This is a genomic window from Exiguobacterium sp. N4-1P (assembly GCF_002214325.1).
Window position 1 is genome coordinate 2,432,907 of the sequence record NZ_CP022236.1, and the last position, 21,542, is coordinate 2,454,448.

General features: G+C 47.4%; 16 protein-coding genes and 1 riboswitch. Of the genes, 10 read left to right on the forward strand and 6 right to left on the reverse strand.

Annotation, left to right across the window (positions count from 1 at the left end; translation table 11 throughout):
- Nucleotides 1-61 precede the first annotated feature (61 nt).
- Nucleotides 62-168, forward strand: a riboswitch (SAM riboswitch).
- An 83-nt stretch (nt 169-251) separates the two neighbouring features.
- From A0126_RS12490 to A0126_RS12500, 3 genes are read left to right on the forward strand one after another with little or no spacing between them, the layout of a single operon-like run.
- The gene (locus A0126_RS12490; protein WP_088837859.1) at nt 252-1,265 is read left to right on the forward strand and encodes a methionine ABC transporter ATP-binding protein; all 1,014 of its coding nucleotides are present in this window, start codon (nt 252-254) and stop codon (nt 1,263-1,265) included.
- A complete protein-coding gene (locus A0126_RS12495; protein WP_088837860.1) occupies nt 1,255-1,920 on the forward strand; it encodes a methionine ABC transporter permease in 666 nt (221 codons plus the stop codon). Before A0126_RS12490 ends, A0126_RS12495 begins: the two co-directional genes overlap by 11 nt.
- Nucleotides 1,921-1,953: 33 nt before the next feature.
- The gene (locus A0126_RS12500) at nt 1,954-2,769 is read left to right on the forward strand and encodes a MetQ/NlpA family ABC transporter substrate-binding protein (protein ID WP_088837861.1); all 816 of its coding nucleotides are present in this window, start codon (nt 1,954-1,956) and stop codon (nt 2,767-2,769) included.
- A 754-nt stretch (nt 2,770-3,523) separates the two neighbouring features.
- Here the strand turns inward: A0126_RS12500 and A0126_RS12505 are convergent.
- A complete protein-coding gene (locus tag A0126_RS12505; protein WP_088837862.1) occupies nt 3,524-4,402 on the reverse strand; it encodes a CAP domain-containing protein in 879 nt (292 codons plus the stop codon).
- A 359-nt stretch (nt 4,403-4,761) separates the two neighbouring features.
- On the opposite strand from A0126_RS12505, the gene A0126_RS12510 reads away from it, so the two are divergent.
- Nucleotides 4,762-5,118 carry a hypothetical protein gene (locus A0126_RS12510; RefSeq protein ID WP_088837863.1) on the forward strand — a complete coding sequence of 119 codons (357 nt, stop codon included), beginning with the start codon at nt 4,762-4,764 and terminating at the stop codon, nt 5,116-5,118.
- 15 nt (nt 5,119-5,133) lie between these two features.
- Here A0126_RS12510 and A0126_RS12515 read toward each other — a convergent pair whose 3' ends face one another.
- On the reverse strand, nt 5,134-7,884 hold the full coding sequence (locus tag A0126_RS12515) for a chitobiase/beta-hexosaminidase C-terminal domain-containing protein (RefSeq protein WP_088837864.1): 2,751 nt from the start codon (nt 7,882-7,884) through the stop codon (nt 5,134-5,136).
- Nucleotides 7,885-8,649: 765 nt separating this feature from the next.
- Between A0126_RS12515 and A0126_RS12520 the strand changes: the two genes are divergently transcribed.
- On the forward strand, nt 8,650-10,683 hold the full coding sequence (locus A0126_RS12520; RefSeq protein WP_088837865.1) for a thioredoxin domain-containing protein: 2,034 nt from the start codon (nt 8,650-8,652) through the stop codon (nt 10,681-10,683).
- A 200-nt stretch (nt 10,684-10,883) separates the two neighbouring features.
- Complete coding sequence (locus A0126_RS12525) at nt 10,884-14,465, forward strand: SH3 domain-containing protein (protein WP_088837866.1); 3,582 nt, start codon at nt 10,884-10,886, stop codon at nt 14,463-14,465.
- A gap of 74 nt (nt 14,466-14,539) precedes the next feature.
- Here A0126_RS12525 and A0126_RS12530 read toward each other — a convergent pair whose 3' ends face one another.
- Nucleotides 14,540-14,734, reverse strand: a complete 195-nt coding sequence (locus A0126_RS12530; RefSeq protein ID WP_088837867.1) for a hypothetical protein — start codon at nt 14,732-14,734, stop codon at nt 14,540-14,542.
- 184 nt (nt 14,735-14,918) lie between these two features.
- On the opposite strand from A0126_RS12530, the gene A0126_RS12535 reads away from it, so the two are divergent.
- A complete protein-coding gene (locus tag A0126_RS12535; protein WP_088837868.1) occupies nt 14,919-15,398 on the forward strand; it encodes a glutathione peroxidase in 480 nt (159 codons plus the stop codon).
- Between the two features lie 57 nt (nt 15,399-15,455).
- Here the strand turns inward: A0126_RS12535 and A0126_RS12540 are convergent, their stop codons facing one another.
- Nucleotides 15,456-16,025, reverse strand: a complete 570-nt coding sequence (locus A0126_RS12540) for a hypothetical protein (protein WP_088837869.1) — start codon at nt 16,023-16,025, stop codon at nt 15,456-15,458.
- A gap of 102 nt (nt 16,026-16,127) precedes the next feature.
- Nucleotides 16,128-17,192, reverse strand: a complete 1,065-nt coding sequence (locus tag A0126_RS12545) for a glycerate kinase (protein ID WP_088837870.1) — start codon at nt 17,190-17,192, stop codon at nt 16,128-16,130.
- A gap of 136 nt (nt 17,193-17,328) precedes the next feature.
- Between A0126_RS12545 and A0126_RS12550 the strand changes: the two genes are divergently transcribed.
- Both A0126_RS12550 and A0126_RS12555 read left to right on the forward strand, forming a co-directional pair.
- The gene (locus A0126_RS12550; protein WP_088837871.1) at nt 17,329-18,030 is read left to right on the forward strand and encodes a zinc ribbon domain-containing protein; all 702 of its coding nucleotides are present in this window, start codon (nt 17,329-17,331) and stop codon (nt 18,028-18,030) included.
- Nucleotides 18,027-18,665 (forward strand): hypothetical protein, encoded by a 639-nt coding sequence (locus A0126_RS12555; protein WP_088837872.1) that lies wholly within the window; start codon nt 18,027-18,029, stop codon nt 18,663-18,665. The genes A0126_RS12550 and A0126_RS12555 overlap by 4 nt, the downstream gene beginning before the upstream one ends.
- Before the next feature lie 502 nt (nt 18,666-19,167).
- On the opposite strand, the gene A0126_RS12560 is transcribed toward A0126_RS12555, so the two are convergent.
- Entirely contained in the window at nt 19,168-20,067 is a 900-nt protein-coding gene (locus A0126_RS12560; RefSeq protein WP_088837873.1) for a Gfo/Idh/MocA family protein, read from the reverse strand.
- A 159-nt stretch (nt 20,068-20,226) separates the two neighbouring features.
- On the opposite strand from A0126_RS12560, the gene A0126_RS12565 reads away from it, so the two are divergent.
- Nucleotides 20,227-21,477 (forward strand): SH3 domain-containing protein, encoded by a 1,251-nt coding sequence (locus tag A0126_RS12565; RefSeq protein WP_088837874.1) that lies wholly within the window; start codon nt 20,227-20,229, stop codon nt 21,475-21,477.
- Nucleotides 21,478-21,542 lie beyond the last annotated feature (65 nt).

The following is a 21,542-nucleotide window of genomic DNA, read 5'->3' on the forward strand; positions in this document are numbered from 1 at the left end:
TCTGAAAAAACGTTTGACAGATGGGAATCATTTCCGTTAAAGTAAATCCCAACAGCATAGCTACTTATCGAGAGCGACCGAGGGATTAGGCCCAACGACGTCCGGCAACCACCAGTAATGGAACGGTGCCACATCCTACAGAACTTCTTTTGTTCTGAGAGATAAGTTACGAAATTCTACACTTCGTCGCTTTTTTCTGGTTGCTCTCTAACTGGAAAAAAGCGATTTTTTTGTATCGGGAGGGAAACATCATGATTGAGTTCGCACACATCACAAAACAATTTGTCCGTGACCGTACACCGATTTTTGCATTAAACGATGTCAACTTAACGATTGAACAAGGGGAAATCTTCGGCATCATCGGTGAATCCGGCGCCGGAAAAAGTACACTCTTACGGTTGATTAACGGACTCGAGACACCGACGAGCGGTACGGTCATAGTAGACGGAGCCAATCTATCACGTGTCTCCAAAACGTCTCTCCGCAAACTCCGTCTCCGGGTCGGTATGATCTTTCAACACTTTCAACTGATTCAGTCCCGCACCGTTGCCGACAATATCGCGTTCGCCTTAAAGGCTGCCGGTGTCAAACGACGTGAGTTCCCGAAACGGATTCAAGAATTAACGGCACTCGTCGGACTCGAAGGATTCGAGACGAACTATCCGAGCCAACTCAGTGGTGGACAAAAACAACGCGTCGGCATCGCACGAGCGCTCGCCAACAATCCAAACATCTTACTCTGTGACGAAGCGACCTCAGCGCTCGATCCGGTGACGACGCTCCAGATTCTCGATTTACTGAAAGATTTGAACGCCCGGCTCGGTTTGACGATCATCCTCATCACCCACGAAATCGACGTCGTCAAACAAATTTGTCACCGCGTCGCCGTCATGGCGCACGGTGAAGTCGTCGAAGTCGCTTCGACTTACGCCATATTTAGTCAAGCCGAACATCCGGTCACAAAACATTACGTCGATACGGCACTCCAAATCGAGTTGCCGGAACGGATTTTACGGACGACACCCGGCAAAGTCATTCGACTTCAGTTCACGGGTGAAAAAACAAGTGAGAGTACCTTATCTGAAGCCATCAAACAATTCGATATCGCAGTCAGCATCCTGCATGGGAAGGTCGACTACATTCAGGACGTCGCGTTTGGCGTCTTAATCGTCAGTTTGACGGGACCGACACTGCACGTGAATCGTGCCTTAACCTGGCTCGAGGGACAGTTGCACGCAATCGAGGTGATTCAAGATGTCGCTTGACCGGTTTACGACCATACTCCCTGACTTAACGAAAGCACTCGGAGAGACGGCCTTCATGGTCGGCATTTCACTCGCCTTCGCCATCATCATCGGAATTCCACTCGGGATTTTATTATTCATCACCGACCGCGGACTCTTTTTCCAAAACGTCTTCATTCGAACGACGTTGGACTTCGCCATCAACATCGTCCGCTCGTTACCATTCATCATCCTACTCGTTGCTTTGATTCCATTGACGCAACTCATCACGAAGACGACGATCGGTCCTGCCGCCGCCTCGGTCAGCTTGAGCGTCGCCGCGATTCCGTTTCTCGCCCGACTCGTCGAAACCTCACTCCGTGAGATTCCACCCGGTTTGATTGAAGCAGCAGAAGCGTGCGGGGCGAAACCGCTTCGCATCATTATCAGTGTTCTCCTTCCGGAAGCATTGCCCGGAATCATTCAAGGCTTGACGTTGACCTTGATCAGCCTGATCGGATTCTCAGCGATGGCAGGGATCGTCGGTGGCGGCGGAATTGGTGACCTCGCGATCCGGTTCGGTTATTATCGGTACGATAACGTCGTCATGATCATGACGATCGTCGTGCTTGTCGTCATCATTCAAGTCATTCAGGCACTCGGCAACCGGTTCGCACGTGTCGCCGATAAACGATAACTTACAAATAGAGAACGCAAGGGAGAGATTACGATGAAAAAACGCTATGCCTTTTTAGCAACAGGATTATTAGGAGCAAGCATCTTAGCCGGATGCGGTGACAGCAGTGCAAATGAAGAAACGAAGTCCATCAAAATCGGGGCGACGAGTGGTCCGTATAGCGATATGGTCAAAGAAGCGATTCAACCGGGACTCGAAAAGAAAGGCTACAACGTCGAAATCGTCGAATTCAGTGATTACATTCAACCGAACCTTGCCCTCGGGAGCGGTGATATCGATGCCAACCTGTTCCAGCATTCAATTTATTTAAAAACGTTTGCGAAAGAAAAAAATCTCGATCTCACAGGGCTGATCACCGTCCCAACCGCACCGATGGGATTATACAGCAAGTCCTATAAAACGTTGGACGATGTCAAAGAAGGTGCTGAAGTCGCAACACCCAATGACCCGACGAACCAGGCACGTGCTTTAAACCTGTTAGCGGATCAAGGTTGGATTGAACTAAAAGCAGATACCGATCCATTGACCGTCTCAGAAAAGGACATCATCAAAAATCCAAAGAAACTCGTCATCAAACCGCTTGAAGCCGCTCAGCTCCCACGCGCTGTCGAAAGTGTTGATATTTCAGCTGTTCCCGGAAATTTCGCACTTGCTGCGAAGTTCGACTTACTCGATGCACTCGCACTCGAGACGATGAACGAGCAGTACCGCAACTTAGTCGCTGTTAAGACAAGTGACGAAGACAAACAACTGGCCAAAGACTTAACCGCTGTCGTCAAATCGGATGATTTTAATGAAGTGATCGAAAAATCATTCAAAGGATTCAGCAAACCAGACTGGGCGAATTGAGCAGAAGTGTCACTTTTACGGAAAGACCTTATTCTCGCCACTTCTCAAAAGAATAAACGCCATAAAAAACCGGACGGCTCCACCTCCTTTCAATAACAGGGGTGGGCCGTCCGTTTTTTCGATAGTATCTCTGTTACTCGTCGCTCCCCCTTCCCGAATCGCAGCCTTTCTCAGGTCTTCTTCCATTAGAAAGCTAAAAAAGATTCACTTCATCGTGACTCCTACGGGAAAAAGCGCAAGGCTTGCGCCTCGCCCGAGGAAAGCACGGGAAGCAGGAATCTTTTCGCCTCTTAACATTCATTTCCACCGACTGACACCACATATTTTCTGATTCGTAGAATGCGTCGCCCATCCTTCCCAAATCGTCTCCGAGCGGCAAGCCTTCACGCCGCTTCGTTTCACTGCAGGGTCGCGCTTGCTTGCTCTTTCGCTCGAAAGCGATTCGTGTCAGGAAACGCGACGCATCACAGGCTTTCTAGTATTTCCTTCTATATAGAAAAGCTAAAAAAGATTCACTTCATCGTGACTCCTACGGGAAAAAGCGCAAAGCTCGCTTGCGCTGTCAGAGGCAGGCGAGACCCTGCACCTTGACCTGTAAGGGAAAGGGGCAACGGCTTGCGCCTCGCCCGAGGAAAGCACGGGAAGCAGGAATCTTTTTCACCCAGTAAACTCCTTCACCCGGAATGCAAGACAAATTAAACAGCCTAGATTCCCATTGACGAGAACCTAGGCTTTACTTTAGTTCGTGCTATTTTCACGGTGTTCTAAAGTTAATCGTAAAGTACGGTGCATCTTTTCTAAACGCCACTCCAACATCCGCTTGTTTGAAGCCGCTTTGCATGATGTTCTCACGATGCCCTTTTGAGTTCATCAATCCCCAGTGGGCAGCGAAGACATTCGGATACCCCATCGATAAGTTTTCACCCGCCATCGAGAAGCGAATGCCTTCTACCTTCATCCGGTCGAACGGGTCACGGCCTTCAGGATCCGTATGCGAGAAAAAGTTATTCTCCGCCATGTTTTCACTGTGTCCGCGCGTGACCGGTTTTAATGCTGTATACGGCGACAATGCAGGTTTCTTGTACTCGGCACGTTCCCAGTTCATCAAGCGTAACATCAACTTCTCATCCGTCGTTCGCAACGCTTTTGAAGCAGCACCGTAGAACCCTTCTTTTTTCGCTTCGACGTCCTTCGGAATCGCCAGTGTTGCTTTGACGCGATTTTTATCATATTGATCAAAGAAATACGTCACGTAGTTATCGTTCTTTTCATAGACGGCTGCATGATCAAGGTTCAGCATGTAGTTCGTATTTCCCTTTCGATAGGACTTGACGACCTTCCAGCCTTTTTTCGCAAGCGTCGCTTCCGTATCTTTATTTAACGTCGCGCCTTGCGTCGTCACGCCGTCCCGGAAACGATACTTCCCGTAATCTTTCCCGTCCTTCGTCAGTGCGACAAACTCTTCTGTCGCTGTCCGTCTGACTTCCCACTTGTATCCCGGGTACTCACTTGTATATGCGTCAATCAGCTTCCCCCCACTTTTCGGGTACTCCGCCTCCGCTTGTTCGATTGGAACGCTTTCGCAACCAAAGAAAGCAAATGCTATTACCCCGAGGACTAATACTTTTTTCATCCTGCTGGTCCGCCTCCTTCTTTCTTGCATTACCCTTATTTTAAAAGAAATTGAACCGTTCGAACAGTCAGAGTATCCATTCTAAGAAAATCACATGATTCATTCGACTCGTTCACAATACAGACACATTTTAGCAACATCGCCTTTAAAGGTCTGACAACTTAGTCTGAAGCCATTCTCATTTCATTATCGTACAGAAAATGAACTATTTTTCCCTCTTGTTGAAATGTGTGAACATTCTTTTATTTTCATTCTTTGCAAATCTTATTGCCGTTCTTTCATCACCTAGCTAATATTAGGAATCGTAAGGAAAAAAAATACGAGTTTGCCCATATAATATCCATCAAAAGGAGTATGCCATGATTCTTCTCTACTTTATCTATGAATCGATTACGTTTCTCGCGATTCAGCAGTACTTGTTTTCAGGTTGGATGATTCTCGTTGTGTTGACGGTCTCCTTTAGTCTCGCGAACGCACATGACGAAGTTCACTATAGCCAACGTCTCGGATTCGAACTGCTCGTCCCGGGTGTCGGAAACTTATTACGGAAGAACTTTATCGTCGGTCTTGCCACGATTATTACCTTAATCATCATCCACTTCATGTATATGTTCCGGATTCTTCCTCTTGAAACTGCCCTGCTCCTCACCTTTTCAATCAGTACCCTTTCCTTCCTATCTCTTTTTATCCGAACACAAAAAAAAGCGGACCGCTAAGTCCGCTTTTTTGATTTATTGAAATTTATCAGAAGTCGTTAATTTGTAGCGTTTTGAAAGCTCAAGCCAATTCTGCCCATCTTTTTTCGTCTTCACGAGAATGTATGGCAGGCCTTTCGAAACACGAAGTTCGAGTAATTCACCTTGTTGCTGACCATGTGTTTCACTCACTTTCAACCAACGCTTTGCAATTTTTCGTTCAATGACGATGTGCTTTCCTTTTTGAACAGCACGCCATTTTCCAATTTCGGCTTTTCCTCTAACAGGAACGGCACTCTCAGCACCTTGAATTGAAATAATGGCTGGATCGTGGTCACTCGCACTTCCGTCCGCTTCCATATAATCCGAGTTGATGTTGACGATATCTGATGACGTATATCGTTTTAAATTTTTCGAGATTAAGATGTGATCGAGTACTTGTGCGTTACCATTATAGACGTACGAGTAACGTTCTGATTTCGGAAGATCATCGACCGTGTTCCACAAGTTCTTTCCTTTGAGGATGTCGAGTGTTTTCGAGAACTGGAAGTCATTCAAGTCGCCAAGAACAACGACATTCGAGTCTTTGACTTCTGTTTCGAGTTCATTGACGAAATCTTGGACGATTGTCGCAATCGCATGACGCTGTACTTCGCTCTTACGTACGACCGGTTGATTTTTACCGAAGTCTGCTCCGTCGCCACCTTTAGAGTTAAAGTGGTTGACGATGACATGGTACGACTCCCCTTTGAAGAGGAATTCCCCGACGAGTGGCTTCCGTGAACTTGCGAAGTTCGGGTCGAGCGGTTGAATCCGTCCCGGGTTACTCGTCAACTTGCCGTTTTCGACCGAAACCGCTTCTGTTGCCGTTCCTTTTTTACCTGGTGCAAGTGAGACGCGCTCCGGGTTATACAAGAAGCCGACACGGATGTTTCCGCCTGGCTGTCCGCCATCTTTTTTATCTTCTGGTGCGATGTCTGTATACGCATACTTAACGCCAGTTTTCGCTTCAATTGCTGCAATCAATGTTTCAAATGATTTGGATGCATCGACTGTTCCGCTATCAACTGCACCATCGTTATCTTGCATTTCTGTCAAACCGACGATGTCCGGTGTTTTGAGGAACGTCGCAATCCCTTCCGAGACACGATCAACTTTCCCGGCGTCTGCTGTCGAAGCAAAGTTTTCGACGTTATACGATGCGACCGTCAAACGTGACTCTCCTGTTTCGATGTTCGTCGGTTGACGATCAATTTCACTCGTGACGAGTTTCGGAAGATCAGCTGCTTTTGACAAGACTTTATAAGCAGAGTAGTTGTAGCTCATGACGCCTTCAATCGTTCCTTCAAAACGGTCACCTGATTTCGCACGGTATGACGAACTGCCCATCTCGACGAAGAGACGTTCCGGGTTGACGTTGTCTGCCGTCAAGATTGGTGTACCGCGTTTCGTGTAGGCTTTGTCTGCTGTTTGCGTCCGGACCGGAATCGTCCGGTTTGCTTGTGGACCTGTGACGATGGCGTTCGGAAGTGCGACACGCATCCCTTCGACACTTTCATACAGGTCGATTGCATCTTCTTCCGGATCAAAGTTCGCGAACGCATCGTTATCGACGACATCCGTCGGAATCAAGACGCCGTCCCCACCGAGGACGATGCTTGCAGGTAATCCTTCGTTAAGTGCTCCTTTAACGAGGTTGACAGCACTGAGCTCTGTTACAGGCAAGTCTGTCTCCGCTTTATCACTATATCCACCTAATAGCCATTCTTTCACATATCCAGTTGTCGCGACCTTTTGTCCGACTGCCGCTCCGTGGTTTTTCGAATACACTAAGATACCTTCAGATGTCTTACTGTTATTATCCGGATTCGGATCCTGCATGTAGAAGTTGTTTGCATCCACGATATACGTGACGACACCTGTCGTCCGGACGAGTTGATCGGCGTATGGAGACAAATGTGCAATTCCTTGGATACTGCTGATTTTCGTGAGGGGTGGTGCGATGTAATATTTGAACGTCGAAACGGCTGACGTTTTACCATTCTTGACGACGACTGCTTGAATCGTCATTTCCTCATTAATTGTGATCGGCTCTGAGTAAACCGGACTTTCAACTGTCGGTGTTGATCCATCGACTGTATAGTGAATCGTCCCTTCCCCTGTAAGCGTTACTTTATCACCACGCTCAACTTCGCCGACTGGGTCAGCCGTTGGTGCAACGAGAATATCACCTGCTTCTGCTTTATGTGATCCTAAATCTGTTAATGTATCGACCGGGAAGCTTGTCCATTGTGACGGTTCATATGTTTTTGAACCGGTCGTCACGTTCGTGTTACGGACGAGCGTCGTATCTTTCGCGAAATCCGCACTTGATCCGATTGGTCCGATGATGTCGAGGACGACATCTCCTTTTTTCAGGGCAACGGGATCGTTACCGTTGAAGTTCAGTGATCCTGTCGTTTGTTGTGCTTTTGCTTTAATGTCAGCATTTGCACTTGAGTTTGCAATGACGAATGTTTTCCCCGGGTCAATCGTTCCGGAAAGCGTGATTTTTGATTCAGATGGTCCACCATTCGTATACTGTACGAGTGTATAGTCAGCGAGATTGATGATTTGCCCCGAACCATTGTAAATCTCGATCGCTTTGTTATTGCTCGATCCTTCTATGTACTCTGACAGGATGACGCCTTCGCCCTCTGCCCCTACGATGATGCCTGCCTGCGGAAGAATACCTGCTGTTAATGCTCCGACCAATGCCCACTTACCAAACGTACTTCCGTATTTCATGATGTTGACCCCCTATTTAATTTTCTGACACTTCTTTATAATATCAGAAATAATTTGGAAAAGTGTATATTTTTCGTAAAAAAACATGTTATCCTTCGTAAATGATAATAATGGTATCGCTTACAAATTTTCATCGTTCGCTTTTATTATAATTATCTTTTGGAGTCACTCTCATCAATGGATGTCTTCCCACCGTTAGCAGGTTAAAAAAGGGCATAAAAAAAACGCCTTCTCAGCGTGTTGGTTTCTTTTACATTAGTTGTCAGTGGAATCGAGGACACAGGTGATCAAAACACCTGAAACGACGAAAGCCCTACCTCTCTTTCGTTGTTACGGCTCCTTGGCCGCGCCAGCTGAATCAAGCGTTTTAGCAAGAATCAAGTTGCGTATTAGGTTACGCATTTACTGGGATTTTTAGAGTTTCGCTCGGATGAGCTGAAAAGTATCGAATGGAAGGTTTATCTTGCTGGGTCAACTTCTTCCCTAAAGAAGAAGGACAAAATAAAAGCGATGACTTATGTCTGACTCGATTGTCAGTTAAGGTCTAAAAATCCTGACCTGATTATTAAATTGTGTATTGTGGGTTAAAGATTCTCACATGAGTGATCATCCCCGATTCATGACATGTCTTAATATAACACAAAATATTTTACAAAGTCAATCTTTTTTTATCTCTAGATTTCTTTGACTAAATCAAGTTGATACAGACCTTAGAAATCGCTATCGTAAAGATACAAATACTATAGAAGAAACGAGGTACACATTATGCCGACAAACCGGTTGATTCACGAAACAAGCCCTTACCTGCAACAACATGCTTCCAATCCGGTTGATTGGTATCCGTGGGGAGAAGAAGCCTTCACTGCCGCCCGGACAGCAAATAAACCGATTTTTTTATCGATTGGTTATTCGACCTGTCACTGGTGCCACGTCCTTGCCCATGAAAGTTTCGAGGATGACGAAACGGCAACGATGCTGAATGAACGTTTCATCTCGATTAAAGTCGATCGGGAGGAACGACCGGATATCGACCAAATCTACATGACGGCAGCCCAAATCATGACCGGTCAAGGAGGATGGCCGCTCAGCGTCTTCATGTCGCCGGAACAAGTTCCGTTTTATATCGGGACGTATTTTCCGAAGACACCCCAGTTCAACCGCCCGAGTTTCCGACAAGTCCTGCTTCAGCTGAGCGAACACTATCAAACGGATCCGCAAAAAATTAAACGGGTCGGTACACAAATCGAACAGGCGTTGCTCGATGTCAGCACGGTCAAGCAGCACGGCACGCTGGATGAGGAACTGTTACACACAACATTCGACCAAGCGATGCGCCAATTCGATGTCACGCATGGCGGATTTGGCGGCGCACCGAAATTCCCGTCTCCGTCCCTGTTGACGTTCCTGCTCGATTATTACCAGTACGCGGAAGACGAGGCGGCACTCCAGATGGTCATGCGGACGCTGACTGCGATGCATGACGGCGGCATCACCGATCAAGTCGGCTTCGGCCTCTATCGTTATACCGTGGATGCCGCTTGGGTGATTCCCCATTTTGAAAAGATGCTCTACGATAATGCCTTGTTCGCGACCCTTTGCCTCGAGACGTATCAAGCTTCCGGGAATGACCGCTTCAAACAGTACGCGGAAGAAATCTTCACGTATGTCGAACGTGACCTGTTATCGAACGAAGGTGCTTTCTACTCGGCAGAAGATGCGGATAGTGACGGTCACGAAGGACTATTTTATAGTTTCTCCTATGATGAGCTGATACAACTGCTAGGTGAAGAAGCCTTCTTCCCGCGGTATTACGGTGCAACACCAAACGGGAACTTCGAAGGACGGAATGTGTTTCACCGTTCAAATCAAAATCTCCACGCATTCGCTGCTGAAGTAGCACGCCCCGTCGCAGATGTCGTGCGCCAACTTGAACACGAACGGCAACAACTCTTTGCACACCGCGCGCATCGAACTCGACCGTTTCGGGATGATAAGATTTTGACGTCATGGAACGCGTTAATGATTTCCGCTTTTGCAAAAGCAGGACGGATTTTAGGAAACCCGCATTATACGACCGTTGCCAAACGCGCGCTCACCTTCATCGAGCACCACTTATTCGATGGTAGCCGCTTACGCGTCAGCTATCGAGAAGGACACGCTCAAGGCAGAGGATTTCTCGACGACTACAGTTTTCTCGCGGAAGCTTATCTCGAGTTACATCTTACGACACAAGAAGTACCGTACCTTAAACAGGCTCGTCGCCTGACGGATGTCATGCTTTCAGCGTTCGGCGATCCGTCCGGTAGTTTTTTCTTCACGGCGTCAGAAGCAGAACGCCTGTTGATTCGACCGAAGGAAGTCTATGACGGTGTGACACCGGCTGGTAATAGCACAGCGACCTTGAACTTATTCCGCCTCTCCCAATTGACGGGAGACTCGCGTTACCTCGAGACGGCGCACCGTATCCTTCAATCGGTCGCGGAAGATATCAAGCAACAACCGACCGGTTATGCTTCATTAATGAGCGCTTATTGCCGTATCATGATGAAACCTCAAGAATTGATTGTGTTAGCAGACGACATGACGAAGGTCGAACCGTATCTTCGGCGCCTCTTCAAACACCGTCACCCGGAGTTATCCCTTCTCGTCGGCCAAAAAGCAGAACTACTGGAAATCGCTCCATTTATCGAAGACTATCAGTTAATCGCGGGTCAGCCGACAGCCTATCTGTGCCACGACTTTACGTGCGATCAACCGACGACAAACCTCGACGAACTCCTCGCTCAATTGGACCTCTAACAATCATTCCCTTCTGTTTTCTACAAACAGAAGGGTTTTTCAAAAATCTAAACCCCTATTTTCAAAAAAATTCTAATTTTACTTTAGATAAATGTTTTATTGTCGATAGTAGAGATAGGAACACTTATCTTACACCTTAGAATCGACACCCTAGAGCCTGAAACGTCCCCGGACGAATTCTAACTAGGAGGAAATGCTCTTTGAACACGACACTATTCACGAAAACCTTGAAGATGCTCGTCAGCTTCATCATGGTCCTCGGCGTATTGTTTACGTATACTAAAGCACCTGAGGCCGCCACGACGAAAGCGACGACTTATCGCCTGTCTACAGATAGTTATCTGTATGACCGGACGACATCTTCCCGGAAACGCTTGTTGACGATCAAGACCGGAACAATCGTTTCATCCACGTATGAATCTACTTCTGGCTATTTCAGAAGAGTAACGTACGGCGGAAAAACGGGATACGTCGCGTCAAAATATTTAACACCCTACTATCAAAAACAATCGATCAGTGGGCAACGCTTCGCCATTTCAAAACCGATGACGCTCCATCAATCTGCGATGACGACCGCGAAAACAATCGCGACACTCGATGCAAACGATGTCTACTACACTTCTCAAAAGGTCATCAATCCTTACGGTGAAGTGTGGTATCGCGTCATGTACGACGGAAAAACAAGCTACATTCAAGCGCTCAACGCAAATCCGATCAGCTATCAACGTTTGACGGATACGACGTATGAGACGACCGATGCGTACAGCCTTCGTCAATACGCAGGAACAGGCTTCCCGCGTGAACTCGTCGTTCCGAGCGGGACGTCCTTAAAGACGACAGGTCGCATTGGGGATTGGTTCAAAGTATCCTATGCCGGAAAATCCGGTTATATGTACAAAGAGGCATTCCTTGGCGCCTCTAAACAAAACGTCACGACAATCCAAGAAACAACGTTCAAATTAAAGCTCACGACGTCGCTTTATGATGCGACGGACTTAAGTAAAAAATCGCTTTTGACGATCCCAAGCGGTACTCTCGTCAAATCGACCGTCAAATCAGGTCTCTATCACCGTGTTACATACAACGGAAAAACAGGCTATGTATTAACGACGGCACTCACTGAGTATACGTCGACTGCTAAAATCGCTTCTTCTCGTTTCATGATGACGAAGTCGCTTGAAATTAAAGCGACCCCATCCAGTACGAGTTCTACAAAAGCGACATTCCACTCAGGTGATGTCTACTATACAAAATACTTGGTGACGAACGCGATTGGCGAACAATGGCACAAAGTATCAAAAGATGGTCAGACTGGGTATGTCAAAATCAATCAAGGAACGTCGATTGCTTATAAAGCACTGACGGATCTCTCCTTAAAAACGACTGCTCCGACGGCACTTCGTTCCTATGCCGGTCCTTCATATGCGACCGTCAAAACGATTCCGACGGGTACGGTCATCGCAATTAAAGGTCAAATCGGCAGCTGGTACAAAATCACGTATGATGGCAAATCAGGTTATGCAGCAGCTTCAACGTTTGCCGATCATGTCACGACTGAAAAAATACCAGGTGTCCGTTTCAAACTTTCAACTGACGTCGCCATCAAATCTTCACCAAAATCGTCAGCAACGACAGTCGCGACGTTCAGCAAGGATGACATTTATTACACGACTGAAGTCGTCACAAACGGCTCAGCTAAATGGCACCGTGTCACAAAAGACGGTAAGACAGGTTACATCCCTGTTAACCAAGGAACGCCCGTCTCTTATGCGTCAGAAGACTTGAATGTCAAGACGACTGCAACGACGTCACTCCGCTCTTACGCCGGATCTTACGACGTCATTAAAGCAATCCCGGCAGGAACGATCTTAGCGATCAAAGGCAAAATCAACGAGTGGTACAAACTCTCGTTCGATGGAAAAACGGGTTATGCCGACTCTGCTACAATGACGGAATTAATCACGAAGCAATCCTTGTCTTCTTCACGCTTCATCTTATCGAAATCCGTCGAAATCAAAGCAAGTCATCATTCGACTGCTGATACGATCAAGACACTATCGGCTGGAAACGTCTACTATACGACGCAGCTCGTCACGAATGGACACGATGAGAAGTGGCACCGTATGTCAATCGACGGACAAACAGGTTATGTCAAGATCAATCAAGGAACACCGATCTTATACAACAGCTTACCTTTACACCAGTATGAAGCGACAGCTGCAACACCAATTCGCTCGTACGCTGGATCATCATACGCAACACTCACGACGATCCCGACTGACACAGTCGTGACGCTAAGCGGACAGATTGGTGAATGGGTCAAAGTAACTTACAATGGCAAAACGGGTTATGCTTCGAGCGCTACACTGAAAGAGCATCTCGAAACGAAAAAAATCACAGGTTCACGCTTCTTGCTGAACAGTGCCATTGCCGTCAAATCATCTCCGGATGATACGGCAACAACTGTCACGACGTTAGGTTTCGGAAATGTTTACTACACGACGACACTCGTCACGACATTCACGAACAGCCAGTGGCATAAAATCACGGTCAATGGGAAAACAGGGTACGTCAAACTCGGTCAAGCGACGTCACCAATCAGCTACACGGCAAAAGACAAGCTTTATGTAAGAGCAACTGCGCCTACGTCACTTCGCTCGTACGTTGGTGATTCTTACAACGTCTTAAAGACGATTCCTGCAAACATCGTCCTGACCGTCACTGGTCAAATCGGAAACTGGTATAAAGTCAGCTACGATGGTAAAACAGGCTATGCGTATAATGGCACACTCGTCACGACATCATCGAAATTGAACGTCTACAACTCAGTTGCGACACCGTACACGTTCGACAGTTTCATCAGTGCACAAATGAAATTGTATCCATCACCACAAACGGATCTGTACAAAAATAAGATCATGTATGTCAGTGCTGGTTACGTCCGACTCGGTGGTGGACTCGACCCCGTTTACGGGACGCTTGCAACCGTCACAGCGACGACACCGCTCAACATCCGCTCAGGCGCGACGACAGCGAGTCACATCTATGGTCAGTTCAATCCAAACAACTTGATTAAAGTCTACCAAAACGTCAGCGGTTTCTATACGACGTATCCACGCGTCTACAGTTCATCTTCGAACTACTCGACAATCCAGTGGTTAAATGCACTCGAGTCAGACGTCCGTGATATCGCTGATCCATTGAAGGTCGACCGTAACTCACAATCATTCTATCAATTCCTTGATTTATCGAAGTCGACGGGTGCTTCTGCCGCGACGCTCGATAAAGTCATCGGTTCAAAAGGCATCTTTGCAAAATGTACGACAGGAAGTTGCGGACAAGCTTTCATCGACGCAGGTTCAAAATATGCAGTCAATGAAGCATACCTCATCTCGCATGCGATGCTTGAGACAGGCAACGGCACGTCGACACTCGCGATGGGTGTGACATGGAACGGACGTAAAGTCTACAACATGTACGGAATCGGTGCATATGACTATGATGCGATCAATACTGGCGCAGCTTACGCGTACAGCCAAGGCTGGTTCACACCGGAAGCAGCGATCATTGGTGGTGCAGAGTTCATTAGCACGAAGTACATCCATAATGCCTACGACCAAAACACGCTTTACAAAATGCGCTGGAGTCCGACGCGCCCTGGTTCCCATCAATATGCAACAGACATGGGCTGGGCTGTAAAACAGACGTACCAACTCTATAACCTCTATCAACAGATGGACAGTTATACGGCCGTCTTCGATATTCCAGTTTTTGCACGATAAACACGACTTTGCTTCGCAACAAAAAAACGCTGTTCCCGTCATTGCGGAAACAGCGTTTTTTCTTTGACCGATGATTATGATTGCTCATTCATTTTAGCTTGGACCGTCAAAGGAGCTAGCATCGTTACCCACAGGGCAACCACTCCAGAAACAAGAATCACAATATCGCGTTCGAATCCAAGGGTCAACAACGTAATACAACTTGCGACCAGTACGAGACAGAGCGTCGCGATCATGACATGACGCGATTGTTTCAACATTTTTCTCATGTGGCATCTCTCCTTTCCTTCCATACTCACTTACTATTCTAACAAAGATCAGGCCGCTTGTGGGGCAGTGACACGGGATTGACGACGCTTTGTGACGGAACTGTCATCTGAAAGTTTACGTTTTCGGCGCTTCAGACATTCATTTGGTACACTGTTAGGTAAGACAGCTTAAGGGGGAATTTTTTTGTTACACGAACACTCATTCACACGCGTCGACGGTACGACAGCGACGTTAGACGACTACAAAGGACAAGCTTGGCTGATCGTCAATACCGCCAGTAAATGCGGCTTGACGCCACAATTCGAAGGACTCGAACAGTTGCATCAAACGTATCGCGATCAGGGTCTCGTCGTTCTCGGTTTCCCGTGTAATCAATTTGCCGGGCAGGATCCGGGCACGGATGAAGAAATCCAAGAATTTTGCCAAATCAACTACGGTGTCACGTTCCCTGTCTTCTCAAAAGTCGAAATCAACGGCGCGCAGACCCATCCCTTATTCGCCGAACTAAAAGCAGCCGCACCAAACGCAGACGGTGCGGACGACGTCGAATGGAACTTCACGAAGTTCCTCGTCACGCGAGATGGTGAAGTGACACGTTTCTCACCGAAGACGAACCCAACTGATTTGACAGCAGCCATCGAACGCTTACTCGTTCGTGTCTGAACACGAAAAGACCACCGGCCGGATTCTTCAGCGAATCTGACCAGTGGTCTTTTCTATTTAAGGTGTGCCCGGTTCAAGGTGTCCTTTAATCATCTCTTCCGCGAGACGTGTCACGTCCTCGACATCACGCATTTCTGTAAACGAATGTCCCCAGACGTCAAGTCGTTCAATTTCTTCAATCGGCTGCGTGCTGAAGCGTTCGCCCGTCGGTTCAAATGAACTGGCGATCGTCGACTCAAACGCGGCATACTTTAATAACCACGGTTTGTCCGTCAACAACTTCACGACCTGCTTCGGTTGTTTGAACGCGACGTCGCCGACCAGTACGACGGGGTCAAATCGCTCATGGAGCGGGTGCGTATATTGGACAGACACGACGAGCGCATGTTGGACGTGCTTGTCATTTTGTCGGATGTACGACCGCGTCAAAAAATGTGGGACAAGTGATTCGGCACTATCTTTTGTCTGATGGATGCTTAAGCCATGCTCGGTCTGTACAAGATCAGGAAGAATCGGTTCGTACCCTCGATTCGCCAACTGCTGGTCCAGCTCTTTAAATAATAATAGTGTATGTTCGACGAGTGCCCGCACTTGACGAAATGACAGTTGAATCGATTGATTGATCATGAATGTGACCTGCCTTCCAAATGATATGGTAATATATAGTCTTTTACCCAGCTTAGACAGGCTTCATTCCTATTCTTTGAAAATCGTGCTAAGATTTCGAATTCACGTATTTAATCGACGCGTGATTTGCTCAGCACGACGAGCGAGACGCAAACGGGATAATTCGCTGTCTAACGTGACGCATTCGTCAGCATCATGAATCGATTCACAGATTAAAGCTGGCGCGTATGGACGTTCGACATGACCAGCAAGTATCACGCATGGTACTAAAGCTTCGTTCGCCTGCTCAGCGACGATTGCGGGTAACTTCCCTAGTGCCGTTTGCGCATCCACTTTCCCTTCCCCTGTCCAGACGTAATCTGCCGCTTCGAGCCGTTGATCAAACTTAATCTGATTCAACAAAAAGAGTGCTCCGGACAAGATATCCGCCCCTAATGCCGCAACAGCTCCACCTAACCCGCCTGCAGCACCAGCACCTGCGACTTCGTTGACACCGAGTATGTTACCGATTCGTTCGAGATGAACATCGAGCACATCAATTTCTCGCGCCGTCAATCCCTTTTGTAGTCCGAATACTTTCGCTGCCCCGTGCTTTCCGGCATAAGCAGCTGTTACATCTGCCAACACGTGAAGTTTGACGGCAAGCTTTGGCAAGATGATTTGTTCCGTCTCGAGTAAAGGGTTGTCCGTCCAAGTAATCGGTTGACTTCGTCCGTCAAGCAACACTGCACCGAGTTCATACAAAAATCCAAGTCCTCCATCCGTCGTCCCTGTCCCACCGAGTGCCAAAAAAAATTCTGTTGCCCCTGCCTCCATCGCGCGGAGCACGAGTCGCCCGACGCCTCTCGTATGAAGAGTGATCGGCAAATCGGTTGCTCTAACCTGTCCAAGACCACAAACTCTCGCCACCTCGATGATGGCTTGTTCATTTTTCCTGGTATATTGTGCCCGAATCGGACGACCTGCTAAATCGATTGTTTCTGCTTCTGCTTGAACAAAGCCGTTTGCAAACAGCATCTCAAGTGTTCCTTCTCCTCCATCTGCTCCCGGGCTCCAGTCAATCGTCGCCTCTCGATCCCCTTGTAAAATCCCGTTTTGGACGGTCAACGCTACTTCCTCCGATGTCAAACTGCCTTTGAAACTATCGCTGATAATAAAATGATGCATCAGTTATCACTCCTGACGTTTTCGAATCAATCGGACATCGTTTTTTGATTCCGCTTCCAGTTAATGTTATTATGGACTTAATTTTCATAATATTTTTTTGTTTGAAGAAATTATTTTCTTACAGGAGGTCTGTCGCATGGAACGCTGTTCGCTTTGTGGAACACCTTTAAAATCACAGGATACAGCTTGCTCCCATTGCCAGCATCCTGTGACTGAAAAAAAACGACTACATATGTCATCCACTTCATCGTCACACGTATCAAAGAAACGACATCCTCTGCTTTGGACGATTGCTGTCATGACGGTTTTCGTCATCTCTTTCGGTGCCTGGTCTTGGTTCGGTCCGACGACGGCAACGAAAATCGACAATCCGTCGAACGTCCAACCAATCGCCTTATCTGAATGGACAGATGAGGACAGTGCTTATAATCAAACGTATTCAAAAGAGAATCCACCGACTTCATATGAAGTCCTAAAATTCGTTCGCCAATATACGCAAACAATTCCGGAGCTCGTGACGTACTCCGCAGCAAATGATTCGCTTGAAACGTTTGCTGCGATTCAGTTCACAACGCTTGAGGCATTCCAGTCAGAGTTCGATGCCCTTCGCGCAATCGTCGCCGTAAGCGATCATCCAATCACGCCACTCCCGCATACGATTGATTTCAATCAGTTCCATTCAAAAGGGACGACATTCGAAGTCGAGACGACAGAAACGTATAAGATCGCTACCGTTCCGGAAAATCAGTTCGTGACGTATGACGTTCACTATACGGTTCGTCTGCATACCGACCACCTTCAAATCACGACCATCACGCGAAAGGAGGTCAACACATGAAACGATTGCTCTTATTGGTGCCCTTCTTTTTGATCGGCTGTACATCAGATCCAACAACACAGATTCAAGATGAGCTGGACAACAATCAATATACAAAAGCGGTCGATTTATCGACCGATCAAGACGAGATGAACGAGCCCGCCCGTTTGATGGTGCAGCTCGAACAGGCATTAGCCAGCTATCGTTTGCAGGATGTCGTAACCATCTCAAAAAAAATTGAACAGCTTAATCTTCCGGATGACCATACCGTTCGTGAACGGGCCGTCTCAATCCGTCTCGGTGTCGATGCGTTGTTACAGGACCTGTCGCGCCTCGAAGCGACCTACCGAGTCGATCGCAGTCTGTTGGATACAGGAGTGTCCGAAGAAAAATTTGACGGACAAGGTGACATCGAAATTCGATTCGATGACGAACACTCCCTGATTGCGACCTTCCTCTATGATGACTTCGGCATGAAAGAAGCACCCCGGCAAGGAACAGATGAAATCCGTTTTGAACCAGATTTGACGGCCCGCGTCCCTTTATCAGAAGGTGTCATCTCTTACCGCTTCATCCGCACGACCTTAAAAATCACATATGAAGGCCCCGGCGGAAAACGGATTTATTACTTGAAGCAACTAAAAGATGATGCGTAAACAGACAGATGACAAAATGGGACTATTCCGATAGCTGGAATAGTCCCATTCGTCTGCCAATATAACGCGAACAAGAAATGTCGTGTGATTTTTTATCAAAATCAGGCGAGAATACTCCCACCTCTAAGCGTCTCAGGGCGAAGCCCAGCACAGGTGGGAGATGAATCGCCTTCGGGCAAGACGTGTCTTGAGACACGTCAATTGCACGACATTCTTGGTTTAAAAACACTCAAAATTAGGAATAAAATCAATGTCATGTTCTTTGAAAACTGAAGATATAGGGTTGTGACAGGGAGTTCGTCTGTCACGTAAAATCTTCAACGTTCACCTTGCGGATGACCGAAGTAGCGAAAACCAAGCAAAGTAGGCATCCGTGTAAAAGAAACTGACAAGATTAACTCTCAACCGTCGGGACGACGGGGTTAGCCTGATAAAGTTTCGACCGATAGGTCGGATAACTCAGGAATCCTCCACCTCTTAGCGTAGCGTAGGTGGAGGTAGTTCAAAACTTGGCAACGATTTCCGCACACAATTCATGGGTCGCCAAACTATCTTCCGCTGTAACGGACGATGACGTTTCACCATTAACGCTCGCAATGAATGCATCGACCATCTCGACGAACCCGCGCCGCTTGAGTGTCGCTTCCCAGTTATCGAGCGGACGACGGAGCGTGCCTGCTTTCGTTAATTGATCGACCGACGTCACGTCCGTCGCAATCCGTTTTTCATGTGGTCCCATGACTTCGACACGTTCTTCTGTCACACCATTATTCCGGTTCATGATTCCGATTGCCGTGATCCCGTTCGCTTCGAACTGGATCGTCACGTGATGCAGTAAGTCGTCGACCTTTTTCCCGCGGACACTCAAGTTTTCGATTTTACCGCACCCTGTCAAAAAACGTAACGTATCGACGACATGGACAAAGTCGTCAAAAATGAATGGTTTCGCATCTTCAATGAACGAAATCCGATTTTTTTGCATGACGATTAGATTCGGTTGTTCGACTTCTAATAACGTCCGGTGCGCCGACGCGAAACGTCGATTGAATCCTGTGATGAAGTGCAAGTCTCTCTCCCCTGCTAATCGTGTCAGCTCACGAATTTCCTCGATTTCCATCGAAACGGGCTTATCGATGTAGACATGGATGCCTGCTTCGAGCAGTTGTTTCGCTTGCATCGCGTGCACTTTCGTCGCCGAATGAATCATCGCCACGCCAATGCCTGCTTCCGTTAACTGATCAATCGATGTCAGTGTCCCGGCAAAACGATACGCATCACACAGTTGCTTCGCCTTGTCTTGATTTTCCGAGACAAGATAAATGTCTAAGTCGGACCGCTCCGCGTAGACCGGTAAGTACGCTTTTTGTGCAATATCCCCAAGACCAATGACTGCAATTTTCATGAATAAATCCCCCTCAGTTCTTTCTGTTCTACTCATTCCCTATGATACGTAGTTTCATACCTGGCGTGTAGAAAATTCTAGTTTTTTGAAAAAAAAGAGAATTTCCTTTTTTTGTTTTATGCTAGAGACATATTTGAACAAGGAGGGAATGAGATTTTTATGAAAGTATCGCTCAGAATTGGACTGACACTGTTACTGCTCGTCGCCCTATGTCTTCCGGCATTACCCGCACAAGCTGCCAGTTACCAGGTCGTCGTCACTTCGACGATCGGGGCGAACGTCCGAACGAAGCCGAGCACGAGTTCATCAGCGACCATCACGCGTCGCGCTCCGTACAAAGCGAAGTTCACAGCAGTCTCGTACTCAAACGGTTGGTACAAAATCAAAGATGGTAGTGCGTACCGTTACCTTTCGAATCAAGTCGCGAAAAAAGTCACGGCAAGTTCGACGAAAACGTATAAAATCATCGTCTACTCGAAGTATGGTGCGAACGTCCGTACATCACCAAGCACCGCGTCCTCTAAAAATATTAAACGGCTCGCTACATACAACTCGAAGTTTAATGCCGTTTCCTATTCGAATGGTTGGTACAAAGTAAAAGGGAAAGTGAACTATTATTACGTCTCGAGTCAGGTCGCGAAAAAAATCTCGACAAGTGCACCTGCGACTTCAAGTAGTTATCCCGTCGCCTCGATGCGTTATTTCAAACTCGGCTCCTCAAGTTATGAACTGTCAAAAGCCAGTACGACACGCCGTTATCCGGCAAGCACGACAAAACTGTTGACGGCCCTCGTCGCTTATGACGCCGCTGCCAAAAAAGGAACGCTCGATCAAACGTTCACTTTGACCTACTCTATGCTCGCCGTTCCTGCTGGAAGCAGCACGGCTGGATTCCGTTCGGGTGATAAAGTCACACTCCGTCAACTGTTGAACGGGATGTTGATTCGCTCCGGCAACGACGCAGCAAAAGCCATCGCCATCCGTACGGCAGGTTCTGAATCGAAGTTCGTCTCGTTGATGAACAGTCGTGCCAAAACAATCGGTATGGCGTCAAGTCACTTCATGAATCCGCACGGCTTCTATCATGCGAGTCACTATACGACAGCAGCAGACATGCAAAAACTCGCTAACACGTATGCTGAATACAGTTACTTGATGACCGTCAGTGGCCGAAAATCATACAAAACGACCGTCAAAGGACCATACGCCCGGACGTTGACGTGGTACCATACGAACACGTCGCTTCCAAACGAATCGCGTGTCTATGCGAGTAAGACGGGGTATACACCAGAATCTGCCTATACGCGTGTCTTCTTCATTAAAAAAGGTTCGACGCGCTACGGCCTCGTTACGTTGAAAGGAACACTTCCACAAACGGAAACGACATTACGCGCTGTCTTAAACCGTTAATCGCCCGTCCCCTAGGAGACTTTCTTCGGAAACGCTTCTAGGGGATTTTTTTGTTCTGATTCCCT

Excerpts from the sequence above, each read along its gene's own strand:
- A0126_RS12505 (WP_088837862.1), bottom strand. The coding sequence starts at position 4,402 with ATGAAAAAAGTATTAGTCCTCGGGGTAATAGCATTTGCTTTCTTTGGT.
- A0126_RS12550 (WP_088837871.1), top strand. The coding sequence starts at position 17,329 with ATGGAACGCTGTTCGCTTTGTGGAACACCTTTAAAATCACAGGATACA.
- A0126_RS12530 (WP_088837867.1), bottom strand. The coding sequence starts at position 14,734 with ATGAGAAAAATGTTGAAACAATCGCGTCATGTCATGATCGCGACGCTC.
- A0126_RS12545 (WP_088837870.1), bottom strand. The coding sequence starts at position 17,192 with ATGCATCATTTTATTATCAGCGATAGTTTCAAAGGCAGTTTGACATCG.
- A0126_RS12565 (WP_088837874.1), top strand. The coding sequence starts at position 20,227 with ATGAAAGTATCGCTCAGAATTGGACTGACACTGTTACTGCTCGTCGCC.
- A0126_RS12495 (WP_088837860.1), top strand. The coding sequence starts at position 1,255 with ATGTCGCTTGACCGGTTTACGACCATACTCCCTGACTTAACGAAAGCA.
- A0126_RS12555 (WP_088837872.1), top strand. The coding sequence starts at position 18,027 with ATGAAACGATTGCTCTTATTGGTGCCCTTCTTTTTGATCGGCTGTACA.
- A0126_RS12520 (WP_088837865.1), top strand. The coding sequence starts at position 8,650 with ATGCCGACAAACCGGTTGATTCACGAAACAAGCCCTTACCTGCAACAA.
- A0126_RS12490 (WP_088837859.1), top strand. The coding sequence starts at position 252 with ATGATTGAGTTCGCACACATCACAAAACAATTTGTCCGTGACCGTACA.
- A0126_RS12540 (WP_088837869.1), bottom strand. The coding sequence starts at position 16,025 with ATGATCAATCAATCGATTCAACTGTCATTTCGTCAAGTGCGGGCACTC.
- A0126_RS12500 (WP_088837861.1), top strand. The coding sequence starts at position 1,954 with ATGAAAAAACGCTATGCCTTTTTAGCAACAGGATTATTAGGAGCAAGC.
- A0126_RS12510 (WP_088837863.1), top strand. The coding sequence starts at position 4,762 with ATGATTCTTCTCTACTTTATCTATGAATCGATTACGTTTCTCGCGATT.
- A0126_RS12560 (WP_088837873.1), bottom strand. The coding sequence starts at position 20,067 with ATGAAAATTGCAGTCATTGGTCTTGGGGATATTGCACAAAAAGCGTAC.
- A0126_RS12515 (WP_088837864.1), bottom strand. The coding sequence starts at position 7,884 with ATGAAATACGGAAGTACGTTTGGTAAGTGGGCATTGGTCGGAGCATTA.